The organism is Cyanobacteria bacterium QS_8_64_29 (assembly GCA_003022125.1).
Taxonomy (GTDB): domain Bacteria; phylum Cyanobacteriota; class Cyanobacteriia; order Cyanobacteriales; family Rubidibacteraceae; genus QS-8-64-29.
Map to the genome: position 1 here is coordinate 40815 of PXQH01000057.1, position 19923 is coordinate 60737.

23 protein-coding genes are annotated in these 19923 nt (G+C 64.6%); 8 read left to right on the top strand and 15 right to left on the bottom strand.

The genetic code is table 11. The features are described from left to right. The first annotated feature begins 5 nt into the window (after nucleotides 1-5). Both BRC58_09265 and BRC58_09270 read left to right on the top strand, forming a co-directional pair. Nucleotides 6-431, top strand: a complete 426-nt coding sequence (locus BRC58_09265; GenBank protein ID PSP16417.1) for a hypothetical protein — start codon at nucleotides 6-8, stop codon at nucleotides 429-431. Continuing rightward, a complete protein-coding gene (locus BRC58_09270; GenBank protein ID PSP16418.1) occupies nucleotides 331-711 on the top strand; it encodes a hypothetical protein in 381 nt (126 codons plus the stop codon). The genes BRC58_09265 and BRC58_09270 overlap by 101 nt, the downstream gene beginning before the upstream one ends. Here the strand turns inward: BRC58_09270 and BRC58_09275 are convergent. From BRC58_09275 to BRC58_09290, 4 genes are read right to left on the bottom strand one after another with little or no spacing between them, the layout of a single operon-like run. After that, entirely contained in the window at nucleotides 708-1583 is an 876-nt protein-coding gene (locus tag BRC58_09275; GenBank protein ID PSP16419.1) for an oxidoreductase, read from the bottom strand. The genes BRC58_09270 and BRC58_09275 overlap by 4 nt on opposite strands. A 51-nt stretch (nucleotides 1584-1634) precedes the next feature. Further along, nucleotides 1635-2423 (bottom strand): exodeoxyribonuclease III, encoded by a 789-nt coding sequence (gene xth, locus BRC58_09280; protein PSP16420.1) that lies wholly within the window; start codon nucleotides 2421-2423, stop codon nucleotides 1635-1637. A gap of 12 nt (nucleotides 2424-2435) precedes the next feature. Then, nucleotides 2436-3080, bottom strand: coding sequence for an imidazoleglycerol-phosphate dehydratase HisB (locus BRC58_09285; GenBank protein PSP16421.1), 645 nt, complete (start codon nucleotides 3078-3080; stop codon nucleotides 2436-2438). Nucleotides 3081-3115: 35 nt separating this feature from the next. After that, nucleotides 3116-3892, bottom strand: coding sequence for an enoyl-[acyl-carrier-protein] reductase FabI (locus BRC58_09290; GenBank protein PSP16422.1), 777 nt, complete (start codon nucleotides 3890-3892; stop codon nucleotides 3116-3118). Nucleotides 3893-4131: 239 nt separating this feature from the next. On the opposite strand from BRC58_09290, the gene ntcA reads away from it, so the two are divergent. The 3 genes from ntcA (at nucleotide 4132) to BRC58_09305 (ending at nucleotide 6801) form a co-directional block, all read left to right on the top strand. Further along, nucleotides 4132-4812, top strand: a complete 681-nt coding sequence (gene ntcA, locus BRC58_09295; GenBank protein ID PSP16423.1) for a global nitrogen regulator NtcA — start codon at nucleotides 4132-4134, stop codon at nucleotides 4810-4812. Nucleotides 4813-4879: 67 nt separating this feature from the next. Continuing rightward, on the top strand, nucleotides 4880-6394 hold the full coding sequence (locus BRC58_09300; GenBank protein ID PSP16424.1) for a DUF3084 domain-containing protein: 1515 nt from the start codon (nucleotides 4880-4882) through the stop codon (nucleotides 6392-6394). A 5-nt stretch (nucleotides 6395-6399) separates the two neighbouring features. Further along, nucleotides 6400-6801 carry a resolvase gene (locus tag BRC58_09305; GenBank protein ID PSP16425.1) on the top strand — a complete coding sequence of 134 codons (402 nt, stop codon included), beginning with the start codon at nucleotides 6400-6402 and terminating at the stop codon, nucleotides 6799-6801. Here the strand turns inward: BRC58_09305 and BRC58_09310 are convergent. Continuing rightward, complete coding sequence (locus tag BRC58_09310; protein ID PSP16426.1) at nucleotides 6798-7061, bottom strand: DUF3146 domain-containing protein; 264 nt, start codon at nucleotides 7059-7061, stop codon at nucleotides 6798-6800. The two genes, BRC58_09305 and BRC58_09310, sit on opposite strands and share 4 nt — an antisense overlap. 184 nt (nucleotides 7062-7245) lie before the next feature. Here BRC58_09310 and BRC58_09315 point away from each other — a divergent pair, with 184 nt between their 5' ends. Beyond that, nucleotides 7246-8757, top strand: a complete 1512-nt coding sequence (locus BRC58_09315) for a GTP-binding protein (protein PSP16427.1) — start codon at nucleotides 7246-7248, stop codon at nucleotides 8755-8757. Nucleotides 8758-8774: 17 nt separating this feature from the next. Here the strand turns inward: BRC58_09315 and BRC58_09320 are convergent, their stop codons facing one another. The 6 genes from BRC58_09320 to BRC58_09345 all read right to left on the bottom strand — a co-directional run bounded on the left by BRC58_09320 (nucleotide 8775) and on the right by BRC58_09345 (nucleotide 13992). Then, nucleotides 8775-9368: a hypothetical protein gene (locus BRC58_09320; protein ID PSP16428.1), complete on the bottom strand. Its 594-nt coding sequence runs from the start codon at nucleotides 9366-9368 to the stop codon at nucleotides 8775-8777. Between the two features lie 7 nt (nucleotides 9369-9375). After that, complete coding sequence (locus BRC58_09325) at nucleotides 9376-10911, bottom strand: ABC transporter (GenBank protein PSP16429.1); 1536 nt, start codon at nucleotides 10909-10911, stop codon at nucleotides 9376-9378. Between the two features lie 9 nt (nucleotides 10912-10920). Next, on the bottom strand, nucleotides 10921-11721 hold the full coding sequence (locus BRC58_09330; GenBank protein PSP16430.1) for an ABC transporter permease: 801 nt from the start codon (nucleotides 11719-11721) through the stop codon (nucleotides 10921-10923). A gap of 7 nt (nucleotides 11722-11728) precedes the next feature. Then, complete coding sequence (locus BRC58_09335) at nucleotides 11729-12709, bottom strand: MFS transporter (protein ID PSP16431.1); 981 nt, start codon at nucleotides 12707-12709, stop codon at nucleotides 11729-11731. Between the two features lie 85 nt (nucleotides 12710-12794). Next, entirely contained in the window at nucleotides 12795-13592 is a 798-nt protein-coding gene (panB, locus tag BRC58_09340) for a 3-methyl-2-oxobutanoate hydroxymethyltransferase (GenBank protein ID PSP16432.1), read from the bottom strand. Nucleotides 13593-13692: 100 nt separating this feature from the next. Next, a complete protein-coding gene (locus tag BRC58_09345) occupies nucleotides 13693-13992 on the bottom strand; it encodes a ferredoxin (protein ID PSP16433.1) in 300 nt (99 codons plus the stop codon). A gap of 358 nt (nucleotides 13993-14350) precedes the next feature. Here BRC58_09345 and BRC58_09350 point away from each other — a divergent pair, with 358 nt between their 5' ends. Further along, complete coding sequence (locus BRC58_09350; protein PSP16434.1) at nucleotides 14351-15307, top strand: glycosyl transferase family 2; 957 nt, start codon at nucleotides 14351-14353, stop codon at nucleotides 15305-15307. A gap of 54 nt (nucleotides 15308-15361) precedes the next feature. Then, nucleotides 15362-16255 (top strand): alpha/beta hydrolase, encoded by an 894-nt coding sequence (locus tag BRC58_09355; protein PSP16435.1) that lies wholly within the window; start codon nucleotides 15362-15364, stop codon nucleotides 16253-16255. On the opposite strand, the gene BRC58_09360 is transcribed toward BRC58_09355, so the two are convergent. From BRC58_09360 to BRC58_09375, 4 genes are all read right to left on the bottom strand, one after another. Beyond that, nucleotides 16252-16569, bottom strand: coding sequence for a peptidase (locus tag BRC58_09360; protein ID PSP16445.1), 318 nt, complete (start codon nucleotides 16567-16569; stop codon nucleotides 16252-16254). The two genes, BRC58_09355 and BRC58_09360, sit on opposite strands and share 4 nt — an antisense overlap. Before the next feature lie 64 nt (nucleotides 16570-16633). Next, nucleotides 16634-17830 (bottom strand): FAD-dependent oxidoreductase, encoded by a 1197-nt coding sequence (locus BRC58_09365; protein ID PSP16436.1) that lies wholly within the window; start codon nucleotides 17828-17830, stop codon nucleotides 16634-16636. Between the two features lie 17 nt (nucleotides 17831-17847). Further along, nucleotides 17848-19113, bottom strand: coding sequence for a hypothetical protein (locus BRC58_09370; protein ID PSP16437.1), 1266 nt, complete (start codon nucleotides 19111-19113; stop codon nucleotides 17848-17850). 68 nt (nucleotides 19114-19181) lie between these two features. After that, on the bottom strand, nucleotides 19182-19832 hold the full coding sequence (locus tag BRC58_09375) for a steroid 5-alpha reductase (protein ID PSP16438.1): 651 nt from the start codon (nucleotides 19830-19832) through the stop codon (nucleotides 19182-19184). Nucleotides 19833-19923 lie beyond the last annotated feature (91 nt).

A 19923-nucleotide genomic window follows, 5' to 3' on the forward strand; every position in this document is an offset into this window, starting at 1 on the left:
TTGCCATGGCTGCTGCCTTCGCTCGCTGCCTTCGCTGCGGACTCTATGGCACCGGCGGCGCCATCCTGCTGCTGGCGCTCAACTTGGGGGTGGTTTGGAGCCAAGTCTCGGTGCGGCCGCTGCCGGGCATTCGGGGAGAGCCGCTCTCGGCATTTGCCCCCGAACTGCGCCAGGCCGTCGTCGCCGCAGAAGACAGCCGCTACTACAGCCACATTGGCATCGATCCCATCAGCATGGCGCAAGCGGCCTGGGTCAACTGGCAGCAGCCTGGCATCCGCCAGGGCGGCAGCATGATCGTGCAGCAACTGGCGCGCACCCTCTACCCGAGCTATGTCGGCCGGCAGGATACCCTGGCGCGCAAGTGGCGCGAGAGCGCTGTGGCGCTCAAGCTGGAGGCCTTTTACAGCAAAAAGCGGTTGCTGCGCGCCTAATTTGAACCGCGTCTATTTGGGGCCCGATCTGGCTGGCTTTGACGAAGCAGCGCAGTTTTATTTCGAACGCACCGCTGCCGATCTCAGTTTGGCCCGAGCGGCATTGTTGGTGGGCATGCTGCCGGCCCCCAATCGCTACAACCCCAAGCGCTACCCCGAGCGGGCCCGGCAGCAGCGCAACCGCGTGATCGGCCGCATGGTTGAGGCGGGCATGCTCGCGCCGCGCCAGGCAGCTCAAGCGCGCACCGTTGGGGCTCGGCGATCACGCCCCGGCAGCTAGGTCACCAAGTAGCGCCGGACGAATTGCTCCAGCGACTCCATTTGCAGGCCGAAGGTGGCCTCCAGCTCGCTGACCTCCTGCTGGGTGCAGAAAAACTCGTTGGCCGACAGGACCCGAAGCGTGCCCAGCGAGCGCTGCAGCTCCGGGTTGATAAGCCCCAAACCATCGCGCGCGCCGTCAAACAGCGCCAACGGCACGTTGACCGTCCAGGGCTCGCGCTGGAACACCCGCGCAAAAATTTCGGGAATGTCACCGCGCTGCAGGATCTCGGGGCCACCGACGGCAAAGGTGCGATTTCGCGCCGCCTCAACCGTCACCGAGCGAGTGGCAATTTGGGCCAGATCGTCGGTGCTGACGATGGAGGTGCGGTTCTGCGGATCGCCGATGATGATGTAGAGCCCGGTATCGCGAAAGCGCTCGGCCAGCGGCAGCAAATTGGAGGCCAGCCCCGAGGGGCGAAGGATGGTGTAGTTGAGGCCGCTGGCTTGCAGGTACTTTTCAACTTCGCGCTTGGCCTTGAACGTGGGCGAGTCTTGATAGCCGCGATCGGCGCCCAGCACTGAGATAAAGACAAAGTGCTCTACGCCGCTCTCGCGAGCGCGATCGATGAGCTCGATGTTGGCGCGGTAATCGAGCTGTGTGGCATCGCCGCCCGAGCCGTGGGCGCTAACAACGTAGCGCGCGCCCTGGCAGGCTCTGCGAATGGCTTTGTCTTCGCGCAGATCGCCGACAAAGATCTCGGCTCCGCGCCGCTCGAGCTCTTCATAGTGCGAGGTGAGCCGCACGAACGCCCGAACGGGCCGATCTGCGTCGCGCAGCTGTCGCACGATGCGGCGTCCGATTTGCCCGGTGGCGCCAGTAACTAGAAACATGCTGGCCTGCGGTGAACGGCTTGGTTGTCGTTTAGCGAGCGCGGCGCTGCCCTAAAGCGCCACCACCACTGGAGCATGATCGCTGGGGCGCTCCCAGTGGCGCGGGGCAGCATCAATGTAGCAGTCGCGGGCGCGCTGGTAGAGCTCGGGACTAAGGTAGCAGTGATCGATGCGCCAGCCGCGATTGCCGCGGATGGCGCGGGTGCGGTAGTCCCACCAACTGTAGTGCCCTCTCTCGGCAGTGAACTTGCGGAAGGCATCGCCTAGGCCCAACGCCAGCACGGACTGCAGGGCCTCGCGCTCCGCAGGGGAGGCCATAATGCGATCGTCCTTACCGCGCGGATCGTGAATGTCGCGGCTCTCGGGCGCAACATTGAAATCGCCGCAGACGCAGAGCTGCGCGTTGCCTCCATGGCGCAGCTGCTGTAGGTAGTCGCGCAGCGCCGCCAGCCAACGCAGCTTGTAGTCGTACTTGTCGCTGCCAACGCTGGCGCCGTTGGGCACGTAGAGATTGACAATGCAGATCCCGGCAATCTCGGCCGCGATGGCGCGCTTTTGCGCGTCGAGCTCGGCGGCTCGCTCGCCCTCTAGAACGGATGAAAAACCCGTCAAGACGCGATCAGCAGGCGTTCGGCTCAAAATGGCAACGCCGTTGTTGGCCTTTTGGCCGAGGACGTAGGTATGGTAGCCCAGCGCTTCGAAGGGGGCGCGCGGGAAATCGGCATCGGGGACTTTGGTCTCTTGCAAGCACAGCACCTCGACGGGATGCTCCTGCAACCAGGCAGCGACTTGCTGCTGGCGCGTGCGGATGGAGTTGACGTTCCAGGTGGCGACCTGCATGGCGCAATGCGGCTACAGCATGCCCTTGGAACTGGGAACCCGGGCTGCGCGGCGGGGATCGCGCTCGATGGCCATGCGCAGCGATCGCGCAAATGCTTTGAATGCGGCCTCGATGATGTGGTGCGAGTTGACGCCCGCCATTTGGCGTAGGTGCAGCGTCATGGGGGCGTGGTTGACCGCTGCTGCGAAGAACTCGCGCACCAGCTGGGTGTCGTAGGTGCCCACGCGCTCGGTGGGGATAGCCAGCTCGTAGCTCAGGTGGGGGCGGCCGGAGAAATCGAGAGCGACTTGGACTAGGGCTTCATCGAGCGGTGCCAAAAAATGCCCGAAGCGGTGAATGCCGCGCGCATCGCCCAGCGCCCGGTTGAGCCCTTGCCCGAGGGCGATCCCGACATCCTCGTTGGTGTGGTGGTCGTCAATGGCCCAATCGCCGCTCGCCTGCACGGTCAAATCCAGCAGCGCATGCGAGGCCAGCTGCTGCAGCATGTGGTCCAAAAACGGAATCCCGGTCGCAGCCTGGCAGCTACCTTGACCGTCGAGGTCGAGGCTGAGCGCGATCGCGGTCTCGCCGGTCGTGCGCTGCACCTGCGCCTGGCGCGCGGGCGGGGCGTGGCTAGCGGATAGTTGCGTTGGAGCGAGGCTGTCGCTGGCTGGCATGGAAGCTCGTTGCGCAGAGGTGGCGGCACTACGGCCTACATGCCCATAATGCTATAGCCGGCGTCGGCATACAGCACCTGGCCGGTAATGCCGCTGGCCAAATCGCTGGCCAAAAACGCTGCCACATTGCCCACCTCGGCCTGGGTAACGGTGTGCTGGAGCGGTGCCGTTGCCTCCACGTGGCGGATCATCTCAGTGATGCCGCTCACGGCCGATGACGACAGCGTCCGCATGGGCCCGGCCGAGATGGCATTGACGCGAATGTTGCGATCGCCCAGCTCGGCAGCCAGATAGCGCACGCTGCTCTCCAATCCAGCCTTGGCAACGCCCATGACGTTGTAGTTGGGCACCACGCGCTCGCCACCCAAATAAGTCAAGGTAATGATGCTGCTGCCATCGCCCATCAGCGGTTTGGCTGCTTGGGCCAACTGCGTCAGCGAGTAGGTGCTGACTTCCATGGCTTTGAGAAACCCTTCCTTGGAGGTCTCGCTAAACGCGCCCGAGAGCTCTTCTTTATAGGCGAATGCCAGCGAGTGCACCAAAATGTCGATGCGATCCCACTGCCGGCCGATTTGCTCGAACGTTGCGCTCAGCTGGGCTTGGTTTTGAACGTCGCACGGCAGTAACAGGCTGGGCCCGAGCGGCTCGACCAACTCGCGGACTTTTTTCTCCATGCGCCCTTTGTCATCGGGCAGGTAGGTAACGCCGAGCTTTGCCCCCGCCTGATGGAGCTGCTGGGCGATGCCCCATGCGATCGAGCGGTTGTTGGCAATGCCGGTCACTAAAGCCGTTTTTCCCGTTAAATCCAGCACAATGGCGCTCCGTCTCGGGCGATGCCTGCCAGGCCAGCGGCGGCGAGTATCTTACCATGAAAGGAGCAGGCGCCTATTGCCTGCGCGGCGGCTGGCAATGCTCGTGTTGTATCGGGCAATACAGCGTTGGGAGCAGGCAAGCGGCAGCATCGATCGTGAGCGAGCGCAAGCGTGGCCGAATGGTGAGTCCATCCCAGACCCGGACGAACGCGCCCAACTCGCAGCCGCAACAGGGACCGATGAACGCCTTTGTTGCCTCCCATCGCTCCCTCGAGACCGTTTTTCGCGAAATGGGCGGCGATGGCTTACCGCCTATCGTGGAGACCTTCGAGCGTGGCAAAACCGTCTTTTTTCCCGGGGATCCGGCCGAGCGCGTCTACTTTTTGCTAACCGGTGCCGTCAAGCTATCGCGCGTTTACGAAAGCGGTGAGGAAATTACAGTGGCGCTGCTGCGCGAGAACAGCGTTTTCGGCGTCCTATCGCTGCTAACCGGCCAGAACTCCGATCGCTTCTACCACGCCGTGGCGTTTACCCCCGTCGAGCTGCTGTCGGCCCCCATCGAGCGCGCCGAGCGTGCGTTCCACCAGAACCCCGAGCTGTCGCGGTTGATGCTGCAGGGACTCGCCTCGCGCATCTTGCAGACCGAGACGATGATCGAAACCCTAGCCCACCGGGACATGGAGTCGCGCTTGGTGAGCTTTTTGCTCGTGCTGTGCCGAGACTTTGGCGAGTCCACCCCGGATGGTAGCGTGCGCATCGACCTCAAGCTCTCGCATCAAGCCATTGCCGAGGCCATTGGCTCCACCCGCGTCACCGTGACGCGCCTGTTGGGCGAGCTGCGCGAGCAAGCCCAAATCTCGATCCGCAAAAAACGCATTACCGTACACAATCCAGTAGCGCTCAGCCAGCAATTCAGCTAGCGCGGGCCCGGCCATCGGGACAATCGCTTACAGTGGAAGGGCGCGCCCAGCCGCTGCCACTGCCGCAATGACCAGCGCCTACATCCTCATCGCCGCCGTTTTGCTTCTGGGGGGCGTGCTGGCGATCCTCGGCGATCACCTGGGGAGCAAAGTGGGCAAATCGCGGTTGCGGCTGTTCAAGCTGCGGCCGCGCCAAACGGCCATCGCCGCTACTTTCTTGACGGGCGTCTCGATTGCGGCGACCACGCTGGGCATCTTGTTCGCCACGAGCCAATCGCTGCGCCAAGGCGTCTTTCGACTGGATGAAATTCTGGCCAAGCGCCGGCAAGCCCAGCGCGAGCTCGAGCAAGCGCGCGACAAGCTCCAGAAGCTGGAGGAGCGCCAGCAAACCACCAACCGCGACTACCAGCACGCCCAATCGAAGCTGGATCGCACCTCCAAGCAACTCGACAAGCTCCAATCGCAAGTGGCATCGCTGCGCAGCGAGCGCCAGTCGCTAGTTGCCGAGCGCGATCGCCTAGCCAACAAAATTGAGAGCCTCGATGGCAAGCTCAAGCAGCGCGAGCAAAAGATCGCCCAACAACAGCAAAAACTGGAAGCCAGCCGAAACCGCCTGCAGGAACTGCAGGGGCGCCAAGAGCAGCTCAAAGCCCAAATCGAGCAGCGCGAACAGAAAATCGCGCAACAGCAACAAAAGCTGCAGGCAACCCGCGACCGCTTGCAAGCGTTGCGGGAGCAGCAACAACAGCTCAAAGCGCAAATCGAGCAGCGCGATAATAAAATCGCTCAGCTCGACGAGCAGATCGCCCAGAAAAACGAGACCCTCAAGCAGCGGCAAGCCCGCCTCCAAGACCTCCAACAAGAACTATCGCTACTGCAAAGGCGGGCGAGCCGCTTTCGCCAGGAGTACCAGACCCTGCGGCGGGGCGATGTGGTTTTGCCTAAAGATCGGGTGCTCGCTAGCGCCATTACGCGCATCGAGAAATCTAGCGACGCCCAGCAAATTGTCGACAAGCTGCTGCAGGAAGCCAACAAGCGCGCCTACCGCGCGACGCGTCCCAACAACAACCAGGTTGACGAGCGCGTCATTGCCATAACCAAGGCCCAGGTCAAAAACCTCAGGCAAAAAATCAGCGACGGTCGCGAATACGTGCTCCAAATCCGCTCGGATGGCAACTACGTCATGGGTGAGGACAAAGTGGGCGTTTTTACGATCGTGGCGCCCAACAAGCAAATATTTGGCGCAGGCGAGGCGATCTCGACCGTGTCGATCGACACGGAGCAAATGGGGCGCTCGCAACTGCAAAACCGGCTCGACCGGTTGCTATCGGCCGCCAAGTTCCGCGCGCGCCGCTCTGGCATTCTAGGCGACGTTCGCGTCGAGACCGGTACGCTGGCGCTAACCAACTTTTTCGAGCGGCTCAACCAAGCCTCAGCCGGCCAGTTTGATCGCATCCAGGCCCAGGCGGCTCAGCCGGCCGAGACGGCCGGACCGCTCGAGCTCAAGCTGGTTGCGCTCAAAGATGGCAAAGTCGTTTTTAGTAGCTCGGAACTGGGAACCAACTCCCCCCAAGCCAGCTAGCTGCCGTGATAGTAGGCTTTGACCCCGGCCGGGATAAATGCGGTTTGGCGCTAGCCGACGAGGCAGGCGAGCTGCGCGCGCATCAATCGGTTGGCTCGCAGGCGGTGCTGGCCGCGGTCGAGCGGTGGTGCCGCCACTATCCCATCGAGCGCATTGTCATGGGCAACGGCACTACTGCCGGTGAGTGGCAAGCTCGGCTGCGCGAGGGCCTGTCCCATCCCGTGCCCATTACGCTGGTGGATGAACGCCACAGCTCGCTGGAGGCCCGTGATCGCTACTGGAAGCTGCATCCGCCCCGCGGGTTGCTGCGCCTCGTTCCGCGGGGGTTGCGCACGCCGCCTGGCCCCATTGACGGCATCGTCGCCTGGTTGCTGATCGAGCGCTACTGGCAGCAGGCAGATGCCTAGAGCCGCGCCCGAATTTTGAACTCGTAATCGCCGCCGGGCTCGAGTTGGTAGTCGCAGCGCTCGAGGAAGCGACTCAGCGGCTCGCGGATCAGCGCCCGACCCAGCGAGGGGCGAACGAGCAACTGCCCGTCGCGAAAGCGCCACTGAAACTGCCAGCGGTAAGCCGCTGCCTGCACTTCACCCGCAATCTCCCCCTGTTGCAGCGACTGCCAGGTAATGCGGACGCGGGCGATGGTCTCGGGCAAGCGCTGGGCAGGCAACGTCGGTACGCTCCCAAAGCGGCTTTCCCTGGCAAAGGGTAGCAAAGCCACCGCCCGCCAGGGCTAATACCAATTTGAGCAGCGGATGCACGCTAACCAAAGGACATAACTCCCATATTGAAGGATTTTTGGAGATCGCAATCTAGTGCACAAGCCACGAGAATTGGTATAAGATCGCTAACGAATGCACTCGCACGCCGACCGATGGGGTGGAGGGGGTTTCGTGTCCGCGCCGTCTGCCCGCATTCCATCCGGATGGGACCTGCAAGAGCTGGAGCAGGCCATTGCCAGCTTTGAGTCCATCCAGGCCGATCTCAACTACCAGCGAGCGCAGTCGGCGCTGCGCCGCCTGGTTCGCAACCTCGATCTGCGCCCCGAGGAGCGGACGGGGCTCGAGGCCGACATCGGCCAGCTCACGGCCCTGCTGGACAAGCTCGATCGCGCCAGCCTCCAAATTGCAGCTGTCGGCGCGGTGGGGCGTGGCAAGTCGGCCCTGCTGAATGCCCTGCTGGGCGAAGCGGCGTTCCAAACCGGACCGCTGCACGGCGTGACGCAGGCGGTGGCCAGTGCCACGTGGCAGCAGTCGCGCCAGGCAGCCGGCCGCAGCGATCGCGAGGTCATTCGCTTAACCCGCACCAGCAGCGATCGCGCCCAGATCGAGCTGGTCGATACGCCCGGACTGGACGAGATCGACGGCGAGGCGCGCGAAGCCCTCACCCACCAGATCGCCCAACAAGCCGACCTGATCCTGTTTGTGGTCGCCGGGGATCTGACCCAGCTGGAGTACGATGCCTTGGCGCAGTTGCGCGCCTCGGGCAAGCCCATCCTGCTAGCGTTCAACAAAATCGACCAATACGCGCCAGCCGATCGCGACGCCATCTACCGCCAGCTGCGCGACGAGCGCCTCCGAGAGGTGCTCGCACCGGCGGAAATCGTGACGGTCGCTGCCGACCCGCTCGCCACCGAAGCCGTGCGGCAGCCCGATGGCAGCCTCCACCTGGAGCGCCGCCGCGGCGCGTCCCAAGTCGAAGCCCTGCGGCAGCAAATCCTGGCACTGCTGGAGCGCGAGGGCAAATCGCTGGTGGCGCTCAACACCATGCTCTACGCTGATGGCCTCAGCGAGCGCCTCACCCAGCGCAAAATGGTGCTGCGCGCCGCGGCTGCCGACGAGCTCATCCGGCGAGGGGCCCTCACCAAAGCCACGGTCGTCGCGCTCAACCCTGTCACGGCCATCGACCTGCTGACCGGATCGGTGGTGGATGTCGCCACCATCCTGGCCCTGGCGCGCCTCTACGGCATTCCCATGACGCAGCAGGCAGCCGTGGGCCTGCTGCAGCAAATTGCGGTCAGCATGGGCGGCATTGGAGCCGGCGACGTTCTGGGCACGCTGGGCCTGAGCTCGCTCAAGGGAGTTTTGGGCATCTCCGTGCCCGCCTCGGGGGGAGCAGCGCTGGCGCCTTACGCCTCGGTCGCGGTAACCCAAGCTGGCGTGGCGGGCGTTTCCGCGTACGCCATCGGCCACGCCAGCAAAACCTATCTCGCCAACGGTGCTTCCTGGGGACGGCACGGCCCCAAAGCGGCGATCGCGGCCATCCTGGACTCGCTCGACGAGCGCTCGATCCTGCACCGCATCAAGCACGACCTGGGCGAGCGGCTCCAGGCAACCAGCAGGCCCGCTCCTTCGCCGTCGTGCTAGGGGCGCGCAGCGCCGGGTCAGCCATCGGGGTTGGTTTCGCTCTCCGCTGAGGCCTTGGGGGCCTCCGGCTGCTTCCACCCAGCGAGCTCGCGCTCGACCGCCTTTTTAAAGTCATTGGCGACCAGCAGCACCGAGGGGTTGCCGTCTGCCTTTTGGGGATCGCGCAGGGCGTAGACGGATTGGCCTTCCAGGCCCGTGTTGCCCAGCACCAAAGTGTGGCGGCGATCGCCTTGGAGCTCGACTGTAATGCGGGCCAGCGGCTCGGTAAGGCCGTATGCCTCGCGCTTTTGCGGCGGCGCTGAGAAGCGGCGTTCGTAGGATTCGTTGGCGAGCAAATCGAGCAGAAACACCACGGTGGATTTAGAGGCCGGGACCTGCTCGGGGGCGAGCATCTGCCAGCCGGTGGGACTGTCATCGCTGCGCTCGAACTCGAGCGTGCGCTCGCGGGTTTTAACGCGCAGACGCTGGACTTGGGCTTCCCTAAAGTCGAACAGTTGCTTGCGCGCTTGTTGGGCGGCTTGCTGCTGGGGCGCAATGTAGCCGGCGTAGACGGCAACGCCGCCGCTGATCGCCATTGCCGCAATTGCCAGTCCCAGGGTCGTTCGCTGCATGCTGTCCCTAGCGCCTGCGCCACCACGCGATCGCGGCCGCCAGCAGGCCCAAAACCGGCACTGCAATGAGGGCAGCCGCCCAAACGGTTGTTATCTGCCAGGGGACGAGGTTGAGCCGGCGGTTGGCGGGTTTGTTGGGCCGGATGCCCAGTTCTTCTTCCTCGCTACCGCTCAACCAACCCACCACGTTGAGTAACACGTCGCTGTTGATCCCGCGGCCGCTACTCAAGACAGCATCCGTGGCAAACGCGGCACTGCCGATAGCAACCATGCGCGCCGGGCTCTGCCCCTCACCCTCAGCCTCGGCCTGCTCAAAAGCAATGCCCACGGTTAGCGGTCCGCGCGTGTCGCCCCCCTCGGCATCGAAGCTGACCTCTTCCTGTCGGGGATCGCTCTCCGCCCAACTCTGCTCGCTGGTTTGGAGCAGCGGAGTCGCACGGATGCCTTCTGTCTCGCTGGCGTTGAGCGGTTGCGCCAATGGGTAGAGCGAGACCCCCGCTAGGTCCTCGGTGATGGGATGGTCGCCGTAGTTGCGCACGAGCGCCAGCGCGTTGGCTTGACCGCGGCCGGAGGGGTCAATAATGATGCGCTCGTCTCGTTGCAGGCCCCAATCGGCCAGTAGCAGCCCCAAGCCAGGATCGGTTTGCGGCTGGAACGCCAGCAGCAGGCCACCACCGGCATTGAGGTGGTCGCGCAAGGCGCCCACCGCAGCTTCGCTCAGCGAATTCTGTGGACCCATGAGGGCGACAGTATCCGCTTGCTGCGGCACTCGATCGCCACTGTTGACCTCGTACCCCCGATTTTTGAGCCGGCTGACGGCCTGCGAGACGCTGCGGCGCCCGGATTCTAGCGGGGCCTCGCCATGGCCTTGCAGCAAGTAGACGGACTGCGCCTGATCGCGCTGGATTTTGACGATGGCTTGGGTCAGTTGGGGCTCGGAGAGCTGGGAACCGCGGCCCAGCGTCTGCACCAACTGCCGCCGCTCGCCGTACTCGAGATAGACCTCACCGCGCTGGCTGACCCCAAACTGGCGAACGAGCCGGACCCGCTTTTGGGGATCGACAAATTCGTAGTCAAACTTGTGGCTTTGGCGGTCGTACTTTTGCAGCAACTCGCGCGTATTGCTGCCCGGATTGGCGCTAAAGACCCATACCTTGAGCGGCTTTTGCAGGTTTTGGACGACCCGCTGGGATTGCTCGGCAAGCGTCAGCCGCTGGTTCTGGGTCAGATCGAGGCGGCCGCCATATTGAGCGGCGGCAAAGTTGAGCGCCCCCAAGATCGCCAGCACCGCCAGCGTTGCCACCAAGGCGTTGCCCCCGGCCTGGGTGGAGCGCTGGCCCAAAAAGCGGCCCAGGGCCGCCGCGACCGCGCCCGGGCGGCGCCAAAAGGCGATCCCCACCAATAGGGCGACTGTCCCCACTCCCAGCAAGCTGGCTGCTGTGGGTACCCATTGGCCCGTTACCAGGCCCACCACCAAACCGGCCACTAGCAGTGCCAGGCCTACCAGCGACAGGTACTTGAGCGAGCTGCGGATCGCTTGCATGGGCGCTCCCTAGCGACGCGCAAAGCGCAGAATATCGATGGACTGGGCTGTTAGGAACAGCCCCAGCAGGATGTAGCTAACCAGCATGGCAATGCTGCCAGCACTCACCACCCCCTGCACCAAATCCTGATAGTGCTGCAGCAGCGACAGGTGACTCAGCAAATCCCCCAGCGGCCCGCCCACATTCTGGGCGATGGAATCTGCGACCCAAAGCAGTAGGACTAGGGCAAACGTCCCGATGGCGGCCAGCGTCGTGCTGCTAGTGAGCGAGGAGACAAATAGGCCCAGCGACAGGATGGCGGCCGCCAGCAAAATCAAAGCTGCGTTGGCCAGCAGCGGAATGTGCCAGGGCAGGGGCGGCTCGGCACCTCTGAGCACAACAGCTTGGTAGGCAAACAGCGGCAGGACCATGACCGTAAAAAACGCGATTGCCCCCAAAAGCTTGCCCAGGGCAACCGCCCAATTGGTCACCGGCGAGGTTGCTAGCAGCTCTAGCGTGCCGCGCTTGCGCTCCTCGGTGTAGGTCCCCATCGACAGCACGGGCAGCACGAACAGGATTAGCCCGCCCAGCTGGCGGAGAAATGTGGTTAGGAATTGAGAGGCAACGTCGACCGCTGGGGCATTTGCCCCTTGCTGCTCCAGCTGCGCGGCCCTTTGCAAAACCCCGCCCGGCCCTAGCAGAAGCGTGACGAAAAAATATCCCGCCAGCAGCCAAAAGAGCGTTGCAATGATGTAAGCCAGCGGCGAGGCCAGATAGCCTTGCAGCTCCTTGCGAAAGATGGCAATGACGTTGCCCAGGATGGTGCGCATGGAATCGTTACCCGGTCGCAGTCCCTTCCGCCGTTGCGGGCGCCGTGCTGCCGGTGGCTGGCTCCTGCGTGGTTAGCTGCAAAAAGACATCCTCCAGGCTGGCGCGCGTGCGCCGCATTTCGTAGAGACCGGCACCGGCTTGTACTAGCGCGGCTGCCAGCTCGCGCCCAGGCTCGGCGCCCGCCTCGGCCACTGCGCGCAGCACAGTCCGGTCGCTGGTATCGCCTCGCTCCACTTGCGCCACACCCGCCACGTTGGCCAGCCGGGGTTGCAGCTGCTCGAAGCTGCCGTCGGTTTCGATTTCGTAGCGGGTCCCGCCGGCTAGCCGGGACGTGAGATTGTCCGGGGTATCGGTGGCCACCACTGTACCGGCGTTGATGATGGTGACGCGATCGCAGGTGGTGCTGACCTCAGGCAGGATGTGCGTGGAGAGGATGACGGTGCGATCGCCGGCCAGGGTTTGGATCAGGTTGCGCACGTCGATGATCTGGCGCGGGTCGAGGCCGATGGTGGGCTCGTCCAGGATGATGGCGGGCGGATCGTGAACGATGGCTTGCGCGATACCCACGCGCTGCTGGAACCCGCGCGAGAGCTTGCGGATGAGGACGTTGCGCTTCTCGGCCAGGTTGCAGCGCTCCATCGCCGAGGTAACTTGTTGCGCGCGATTGCGCCCGGGAACGCCTTTGAGCTGGGCCACAAAATGCAAAAAGCCGGCCACCGTCATGTCGTCGTAGAGCGGTGGCGTCTCGGGCAGATAGCCAATGCGGCGGCGCACCTCTAGCGCGGCGCGATGGACGTCGTAGCCGGCGATGCGAGCGGTGCCGCTGGTAGCGGGCAGATAGCCGGCCAGGATGCGCATGGTGGTGGTCTTGCCGGCGCCATTGGGGCCCAGAAACCCCAAAATCTCGCCCTGCTGGGCTGTAAAGCTGACATCGTGCAGGGCGGCCGTCGTGCTGTAAACCTTGCTGAGGCCCTCGACTTCAATCATGGGCGGTGCTGGCTCAGGTACCCAATTGCGGGGCCATTGTACATGCGGAACGTCCGACCGCAAGCTCAGCGGCCCTGTTGCCCGATCAGGCGCGCTCGGTGCCATCCGCCTCCGGAAACTGCTGCTGCCGCACGTCGCTGGCAAAGGCTTGGGCAGCTGCCTCGGCCTGCTGGCGCAGCTGGGCGTAGGCGCGGGCAAACGGCGGCAGCTGCTGCGATAGGCCCAGCAAGTCGCTGGTGACCAGGACTTGACCGTCGCAGCCGGGCCCAGCACCAATGCCGATGGTGGGAATGGCGAGGCGATCGCGGATGCGGCCTGCCAGCGCGCTAGGCAGGTGCTCCAAGACCAGGGCAAACGCCCCGGCCTCGGCCAGGGCGTCGGCTTGTTGCACTAGGTGCTCGGCGCCGGCCTGGGTAGTGCCTTGCTGGCGGTGGCCCAATTGGTGGACCGATTGGGGCGTCAGGCCCAGATGCCCCAGCACGGGAATGCCGATCTCGACCAGGCGCGCCACCGTTTGCGCGATCGCAGGCGTTCCGCCCTCCAATTTGACGGCTTGGACGCCCGCCTCTTTGAGCGCGCGGCCGGCAGCCTGGATGGCTTGTTCGGGGCTGGCCTGATAGCTCAAAAACGGCAGATCACAAACCACCAGCGCGCGCTCGACGCCGCGACGCACGGCCGCCGCATGGTGCAGCATTTCATCCAGGGTGACGGCCAGGGTATTGGGATAGCCCAGGGCGTGGGTCGCGAGCGAATCGCCCACCAAAATCACATCGACCCCGGCGCGATCCAGAATTTGGCCCAGGGTGAAATCCCAAGCGGTGAGCGCGACGATGGGGCGCTGCTGCTGCTTCCACTGCGCTAGCTGCCGGATGGTGACTGCCACGATCGCGTCCTGAGAGCCCTGCGGGCATAATAAAGCAGGGCCTCAACCGAGGTCCCTGCCAGCTGCCGCAGCGGCGGCCCATACCGTTTGGGCGTTGGGCTTAGTAAAGTTCCTCTTCCTGGTGGGTGAGGATGGTGCAATCCGAGGTGGGATAGGCAACGCAAGTTAGCACGTAGCCTGCCTCGATTTGATCGTCGTCCAAAAAGGACTGATCCGATTGATCGATTTCGCCTTCGAGAATCTTGCCGGCGCAAGTGGAGCAGGCACCCGCGCGGCAGGAGTAGGGCAGATCGATGCCTTCTTCCTCGGCAACATCCAGGATGTATTCGTCGTCCGGAACTTCGATCGTTTCGTCTAAGCCTTCGTCTTCGTTGACAACGCGGACGTTGTAAGTTGCCATAACTCGTTGCTCCTCGTTCGCTGTCGGGTTGCCAGGCTGCGTTTTACGCTCGCTGCTTGCAGCAACCCCATCTCTGATATTAGGCAAAATAGGCGCTCGTGTTGGGCAGCATTAGGAATGAGATTCTGGAGGCAAGTTTGGATAAGCCCTTCTTATGCAGTTTGCGCCGTCATTTGGGCTATCTCTTGGCTCGATCGGTCGCCAGAAATACCATCTGGTGGGGCTTCTGCACCCAATATTGATTGGGTTAAGTCTCGGTATTAGCATTAGTTATTTTTATAAAGCAGGTAATGATTCGTCTTTAGAGGGAACGACCGTGGCTTCATTGCTACCTTCGCCGCTCCAGCCGCCCGTTCGCATGGCGCTGGTGGGGACTGGCTTTGCCGCCCAACGCCGGGCCGAAGCGCTGCACGCCGATGCCCGAGCGCGCTTGGTCGCCGTTGCCGGCCACACCCCCGACAATACCCGCGAGCTGGCGCAAGCCTACGGGGCGCGCGTTGCCGAGTCCTGGCAGGCGGCAGTGGCCGATGCCGAGGTTGATGCCATCGGCATCGCGACCGTCAACCGCGACCACGCCCCCATTGCCCGCGCCGCGCTAGAGGCGGGCAAGCACGTGGTGGTGGAGTACCCGCCTGCGCTCGATCCCGACCAAGCCCAGGGGCTGGTTGCCCTGGCGCGGCAGCGGCAGCTGCTGTTGCACGTCGAGCACATCGAGCTGCTGGGCGGGGTCCATCAGGCAGTCCGCCGCTACCTACCCGAAGTTGGCACGCCGGTTTACGCGCGCTACCTCACCCTAGTGGCCCAGCAGCGCACCTCGCGCCCCTGGAGCTACAGCCATAGCCTGTTTGGGTTCCCGTTCAGCGGTGCACTCTCGCGCTTCCACCGCTTGATTGACCTGTTTGGGACGGTCCGGGCAGTCAGCTGTCAGGCCCGCTACTGGCCCAGCGCCGATCCCGATTTTTACAACGCGTGCTTTTGCCACGCCCAGCTGCGCTTTGGCAGCGAGCTCATTGCCGAGGCGGGTTATGGCAAAGGCAATGCCATCGGCACCAGCTGCCGCACCCTGGAGCTGCACGGCACCCAGGGCACGCTGGTTTTTGAAGGCAGCGAGGGCGCGCTCATCCGCAACGGCGATCACATGCCCATCGAGGTTGAGAGCCGCCGCGGCCTGTTCGCGCGCGACACGACGGCGTTTTTGGACGCGCTCGTGGGGCAACAACCGCTCTATCTCAGCCCCGAGCGCAGCTGCTACGCGCTGCAGGTGAGCGATGCCGCCCGCCGCTCCGCCGAAACCGGGCAAACGGTTGCGCTCTAGCGCGCGACCATTGAGCTAGAGACAGCCCGACCGATTCCCCATGACGGCCACCCACTGCGATGGCGCAACCACCGCCGACATTGGCGGCACGCGCCGCACTACCGCTGGTCCTGGCAGGGGCAGCCGCTAGCCGTCGCCTACGAAACCTTGGGCCAAGGCGAGCCGCTGCTGCTGCCGGCGTTCAGCACGGTTGCCTCGCGCGGGGAACTGCGCGGGCTAGCCCAGCGCCTGGCTGCTGGATTTGGCGTCGTGGCGCTCGATTGGCCGGGCTTGGGCGACTCGGATCGCCCGCCGCTGGCCTATACCCCCGAGCTGTACCGGCAGTTCCTGCAGGATTTTGGGCGCGAGGTGCTGGCGGCGCCCGTGCCGGTCGTGGCACCCGGTCAAGCGGCCGGCTACGCCATCGCGCTGGCCGAGCGCCAGCCACCGCTGGCCTCGCAGCTGGTGCTGGTGGCACCCACTTGGCAAGGTCCGCTGGTGGCCATGAGCGGCCAGCGCCGCCGTTGGCACGCGCTCGTCCGCCGCTTGGTGCGGGCGCCCGGGATTGGCAGCGCGCTCTATGGGCTCAACACGCTACCGGCCTTTTTGCGCGCCATGTACGCCGGCCACGTCTACTGCGATCACCAGCAGCTAACGCCAGCCTTCATCCGCGCCAAGCAGCAGATCGCGCGCCAGCCGGGCGCCCGGTTTGCCCCGGCGGCGTTCGTCACCGGCGCCCTGGATCCGGTTGCCGAGTGCAGCGCGGCGCTCGCTCGCCTGCAGCCGCCGCCGTTGCCAACCCTCGTGCTGGTGGCCGAGGATGCCCTGCGCCAGTCCCGGGCGAATATGGAAGCGCTGGCAGCGCTGCCCGAGGTGCAGTCAGCACGCATCCCGGGCGCGCTGGGCGCGCACGAAGAGTTCCCCGAGGCCACCTTTGAGGCCATGCGGGGATTTTTGCCGCTGGCTTAGCGCTTCTGCTCGCCCAGGTTCTGGCGGTTGCGATTGGGAAACCAGCTGGCAATGCCGCGCAGCAACATGCCGGTGCCGGTTGCCATCATCAGCAGCAATCCCAAGCCGTTGAGCAGCACGTAAATGGGCTCCAGGAAGTCCCCCAGGTACTCGCCCTCGTGGATGGTCATCAAAAAGCTGACGCGGTCGTTATCGATGCCGAACCAGTCCTGGCTCAGCCGGTAGGTAATGCCGGTGGCTGCCGTGACCAAAAGCGGCAGCAGCACGATGGGCGCAATGCGGCGGTGGAGCTGGCGCAGCGCGCGCGGGGTCATGGTCGGTGCCGGGTAGGGAACGCCGCGCCCGATCTTAGCGAGCCGTGCCGGTTGCAACCGGCGATCACCGCTGGGGCACCAGGGCAGCCGCAATGCGCTCGCTGGCCATGCGCGCCCCCGAGAGGTTGCGCGCCACCGGCCCCAGCTGCAGGGCCGCCAGACCGCCCATGACATGCAGCTGGCACCCCGGCCAGCGCAGCTGCTCGTCTAGCACCGGCAACCCGCCCACCAGTGGCGCGGGATGGGCCGCGCGGACTCCTTGCAGCAGCGGCAGTTGGGCGGCATCGAAGCTCTCGCCCGTTGCCAGCCAGACGCGGTCCGCGATCCGCTGGCGGCCGTCGCTGCAATGCAGCTGCCAGCGTTGGCCCTGCCAGCGGGCCTCGCTGACCTCACAGGGAGCGGCGATCGCCAGCTGCCGGTCCTGCTGGGCATGCTCCAGCCGGGCCATGACGCCGGGCGGTACCGATCCGCCCCCGCGCGCTTGCGCAATGACGGCCCGCCGCGCTTGCCAATCGGGCTGGGCCCGGAAGGCGCGCAGCCGCTTGGGCCCCAGCCAGCCCGGATCGGTATCGAATTGTCGGACGCGCAGCGCGCGCCGCACTAGCAGCATGACCTGGGCGCCGCGCGCGATCGCGCCCAGGGCCAGCCGGCCGGCCGTTTGCCCGCCGCCCACGATCGCTACGCGCTCGCCGGCTAGCGGCAGCTGGCGCAGATCGAGCTGGTAGGCGTGGCGCAACCGCTCGGGGGGATAGGCAGTTGGGATGCGCCGCACCCACTCGGGCCAGGCCAGGCGTCCGCCGCCTACGGCCAGCACCACCCGGCGGGCCGCGATCACCGCGCCATCGGCCAGGGGCAAGCGGAAGCCGCCCTCAACCGAAACGATATCGCTCACCCAGCCGGCTCGAAGCTGCTGGGCCAACTGCCAGCGACCGATGGCATGCCGGCAAAAATCGTTAAACAGGGCGGTGCTGGGGCGCTGGTAGGGCGCATGCAGCTCGCTGGTGCGGTTGCGGGCGCGGGCAAAGGCGCGCAGCGCCCGCGCCTCCGGGTGGGGATGGTGGACCGAGGGCGATCGCAGCTGCGGAATGCCCAAGGCAGCAAACCGCTGCCGCCACTGCTGCAGCCAATCGCCGCTAGGGTCGAGCGCGACGAGCTGATTGCGATCCACCCCTGGCTCGCACAGCAAGCGCAGGGTTAGGGTCAGCGCGTGCGGCCCAGCCCCCACAATGGCAATGTCAGTCTGGCGTGGCGCGGCAGGCATGCAAGCCGGCGCAGCGGCTAGCGCTCGACGAGCTCAGCCTTCATGCCCTGGTCCTGCAGCTTTTGCAGCAGGGCTTGGGCGTTGCTTTTGCTTTGGAACGCCCCCGCCTGCATGGCCGGTTTGCCTTGGTGGGTGGTGCTAAAGGCCTCGGGGGCTAGCGATTTTAGCTGCGATTTTTGCTGGGCCCCCTCGGGCATGACGATGACCTCGTAGGCCGTGCTGGCCGAGCCGCCGCCGCTATTGCCCTGGGGGATGGCGGTATCCGGGACCGGCACGGGCTCGCGCTTGGGAGCGCTACCGTCCTCCAGGTTGTCGACTAGCTGCGCTAGGGACCGATCAGAATTGCCTGTGTCCTTGGCGCTCGAGCTGGGTGGCGAAGGCAGCCGGCTCGAGCGGGAAGCAACTTGGCGAGCCCCGTCTGAGCTACTTTCAGTGCTTTCGGCGTTGGCTGAGGACGGCGATGCCTCCGACTGGGAGGCTGCTTGGCGATCGCTTGCCGAACTCGCTTTAGAGCCTTCTTGCGAGCCTTTGCCCGTTGAGGCTGCCTCATCCGAGTCGGCATCGGCCTGCCAGGTCAGGACCTTCTCGTCGCTCGGGTCGCTGTCCTCGGCCGGTGCTCCATCAGAAGAGGCTGCAGCCGAACTGGCTCCCTCAAGCGATGCCGTTCGGGTGCCATCGCTACGCATGGGCGCCGGTTGGGGATGGGCCAAATAAAAGTGCCCGAGCGTTTCCCCCTGATAGGTGCGCTTGGCAAAGCGCCACTGCTCGTCAAGAAAGATTTTGAGGTAGCCCTCGCCTAGGCCGCGGGTGCTGCCAATGTGGATGGGTTGGCGATCCGCGCTGCGCGGATCGGCCATCAGGTGCAGTGCCCCATCCCGCCGGACGATCTCCAGTAGGTATTTTTGACCCAGATCGGTGCCGTTGCGCCGGAGGGAGTAGCCGTTGCTATCGGTGGCGCGCCCGCAAATGCCGCTAAAGTCAAACTCATTAAGTAGCGGCTTGACGCGAACGGGTGGGCTATCGGGCGAGCCCTGGGTCGCCCAGCACTGGCGCTTGTCGCTTTGCTGCTCCAGGATAATTAGGCTGTACTTGTCTTTGTTTTTGCCGTAGGGCTCTGCAATGGCAATTACTTGACTGCGCTGGAGCTTTTGGGCGCCAAAGTCGGGGCCGGCTGCCTGCGTGGGGCCTGCTAGGGCCAGGGCAGAACCAGCCGCCGTGACAAGGGCCGCCAGCCGGCGGGGGTGTAGCGCCTGCATCCCAATCCCCTCACGTGCGGTCGCCATTATTCCATCTAGAAGGATTTTGCCCCATCGAGTTCCTACGTGTCAGGGCGATTGGTCCCCACTGCTGGCTAGCGCGATTGGCCGAGCGATTCTGTTTGGCGAGGCGGCACGAGCTGGGGCAGCAACAACCCCGAGCGGCGCCGGTAGGCCTCAAACCCTTCGTAGCGCGCGAGGGAGCGATCCTTTTGCCGCATGTTGGGCAGCCAAAGGCCAGCGATGGTACCCGCCAGGATGAGATAGGGCAGCCAATGGTTGGCCAGCATGGCAAAGCTGAGGTAGATGAGTAGCTCGCCCAAATAATTGAGGTTGCGCGTGCGGGCGAATAGGCCTTGTTGGACCAGCCCGGACCGGTACTGGAGGCTGTAGTACTTTTGGGCGTCGCTGGCAAAGTGCAGAAACACGCCTATTAGGTTGAGGGCCACAGCCAGCGCTAGCAACCATGGCGGCAGATCGACCCCGCGGCCGGTCAGCAGGTAGGGCGCCACCCAGTAAAGCGACAGAATGACCAGCGCGATCGCGGCCGCTCCTGGCACCACCGATTGGTTCCAGCGCTTGTCGGGATAAATCGCGTCTTTGAGCACCCAGAGGATGCCGTAGGTGCCGTGCAGGGCCAGATAAATCCAGGCTGTCGGGGTGAAACAGTTGTAGGCCACCATTAGGGCCGCGACAACAATAAACGTGACGCCTTTGTGCGCATCAATGAGGTATCTGACTTTCATGGCGATCGCGGCTAGGACTGCGTTGGCTGCTGCTCTTGCAAGATGCGATCCAGCAACAGTTGCATCACCTGCTGCTGCAGTTGCGAGTCGT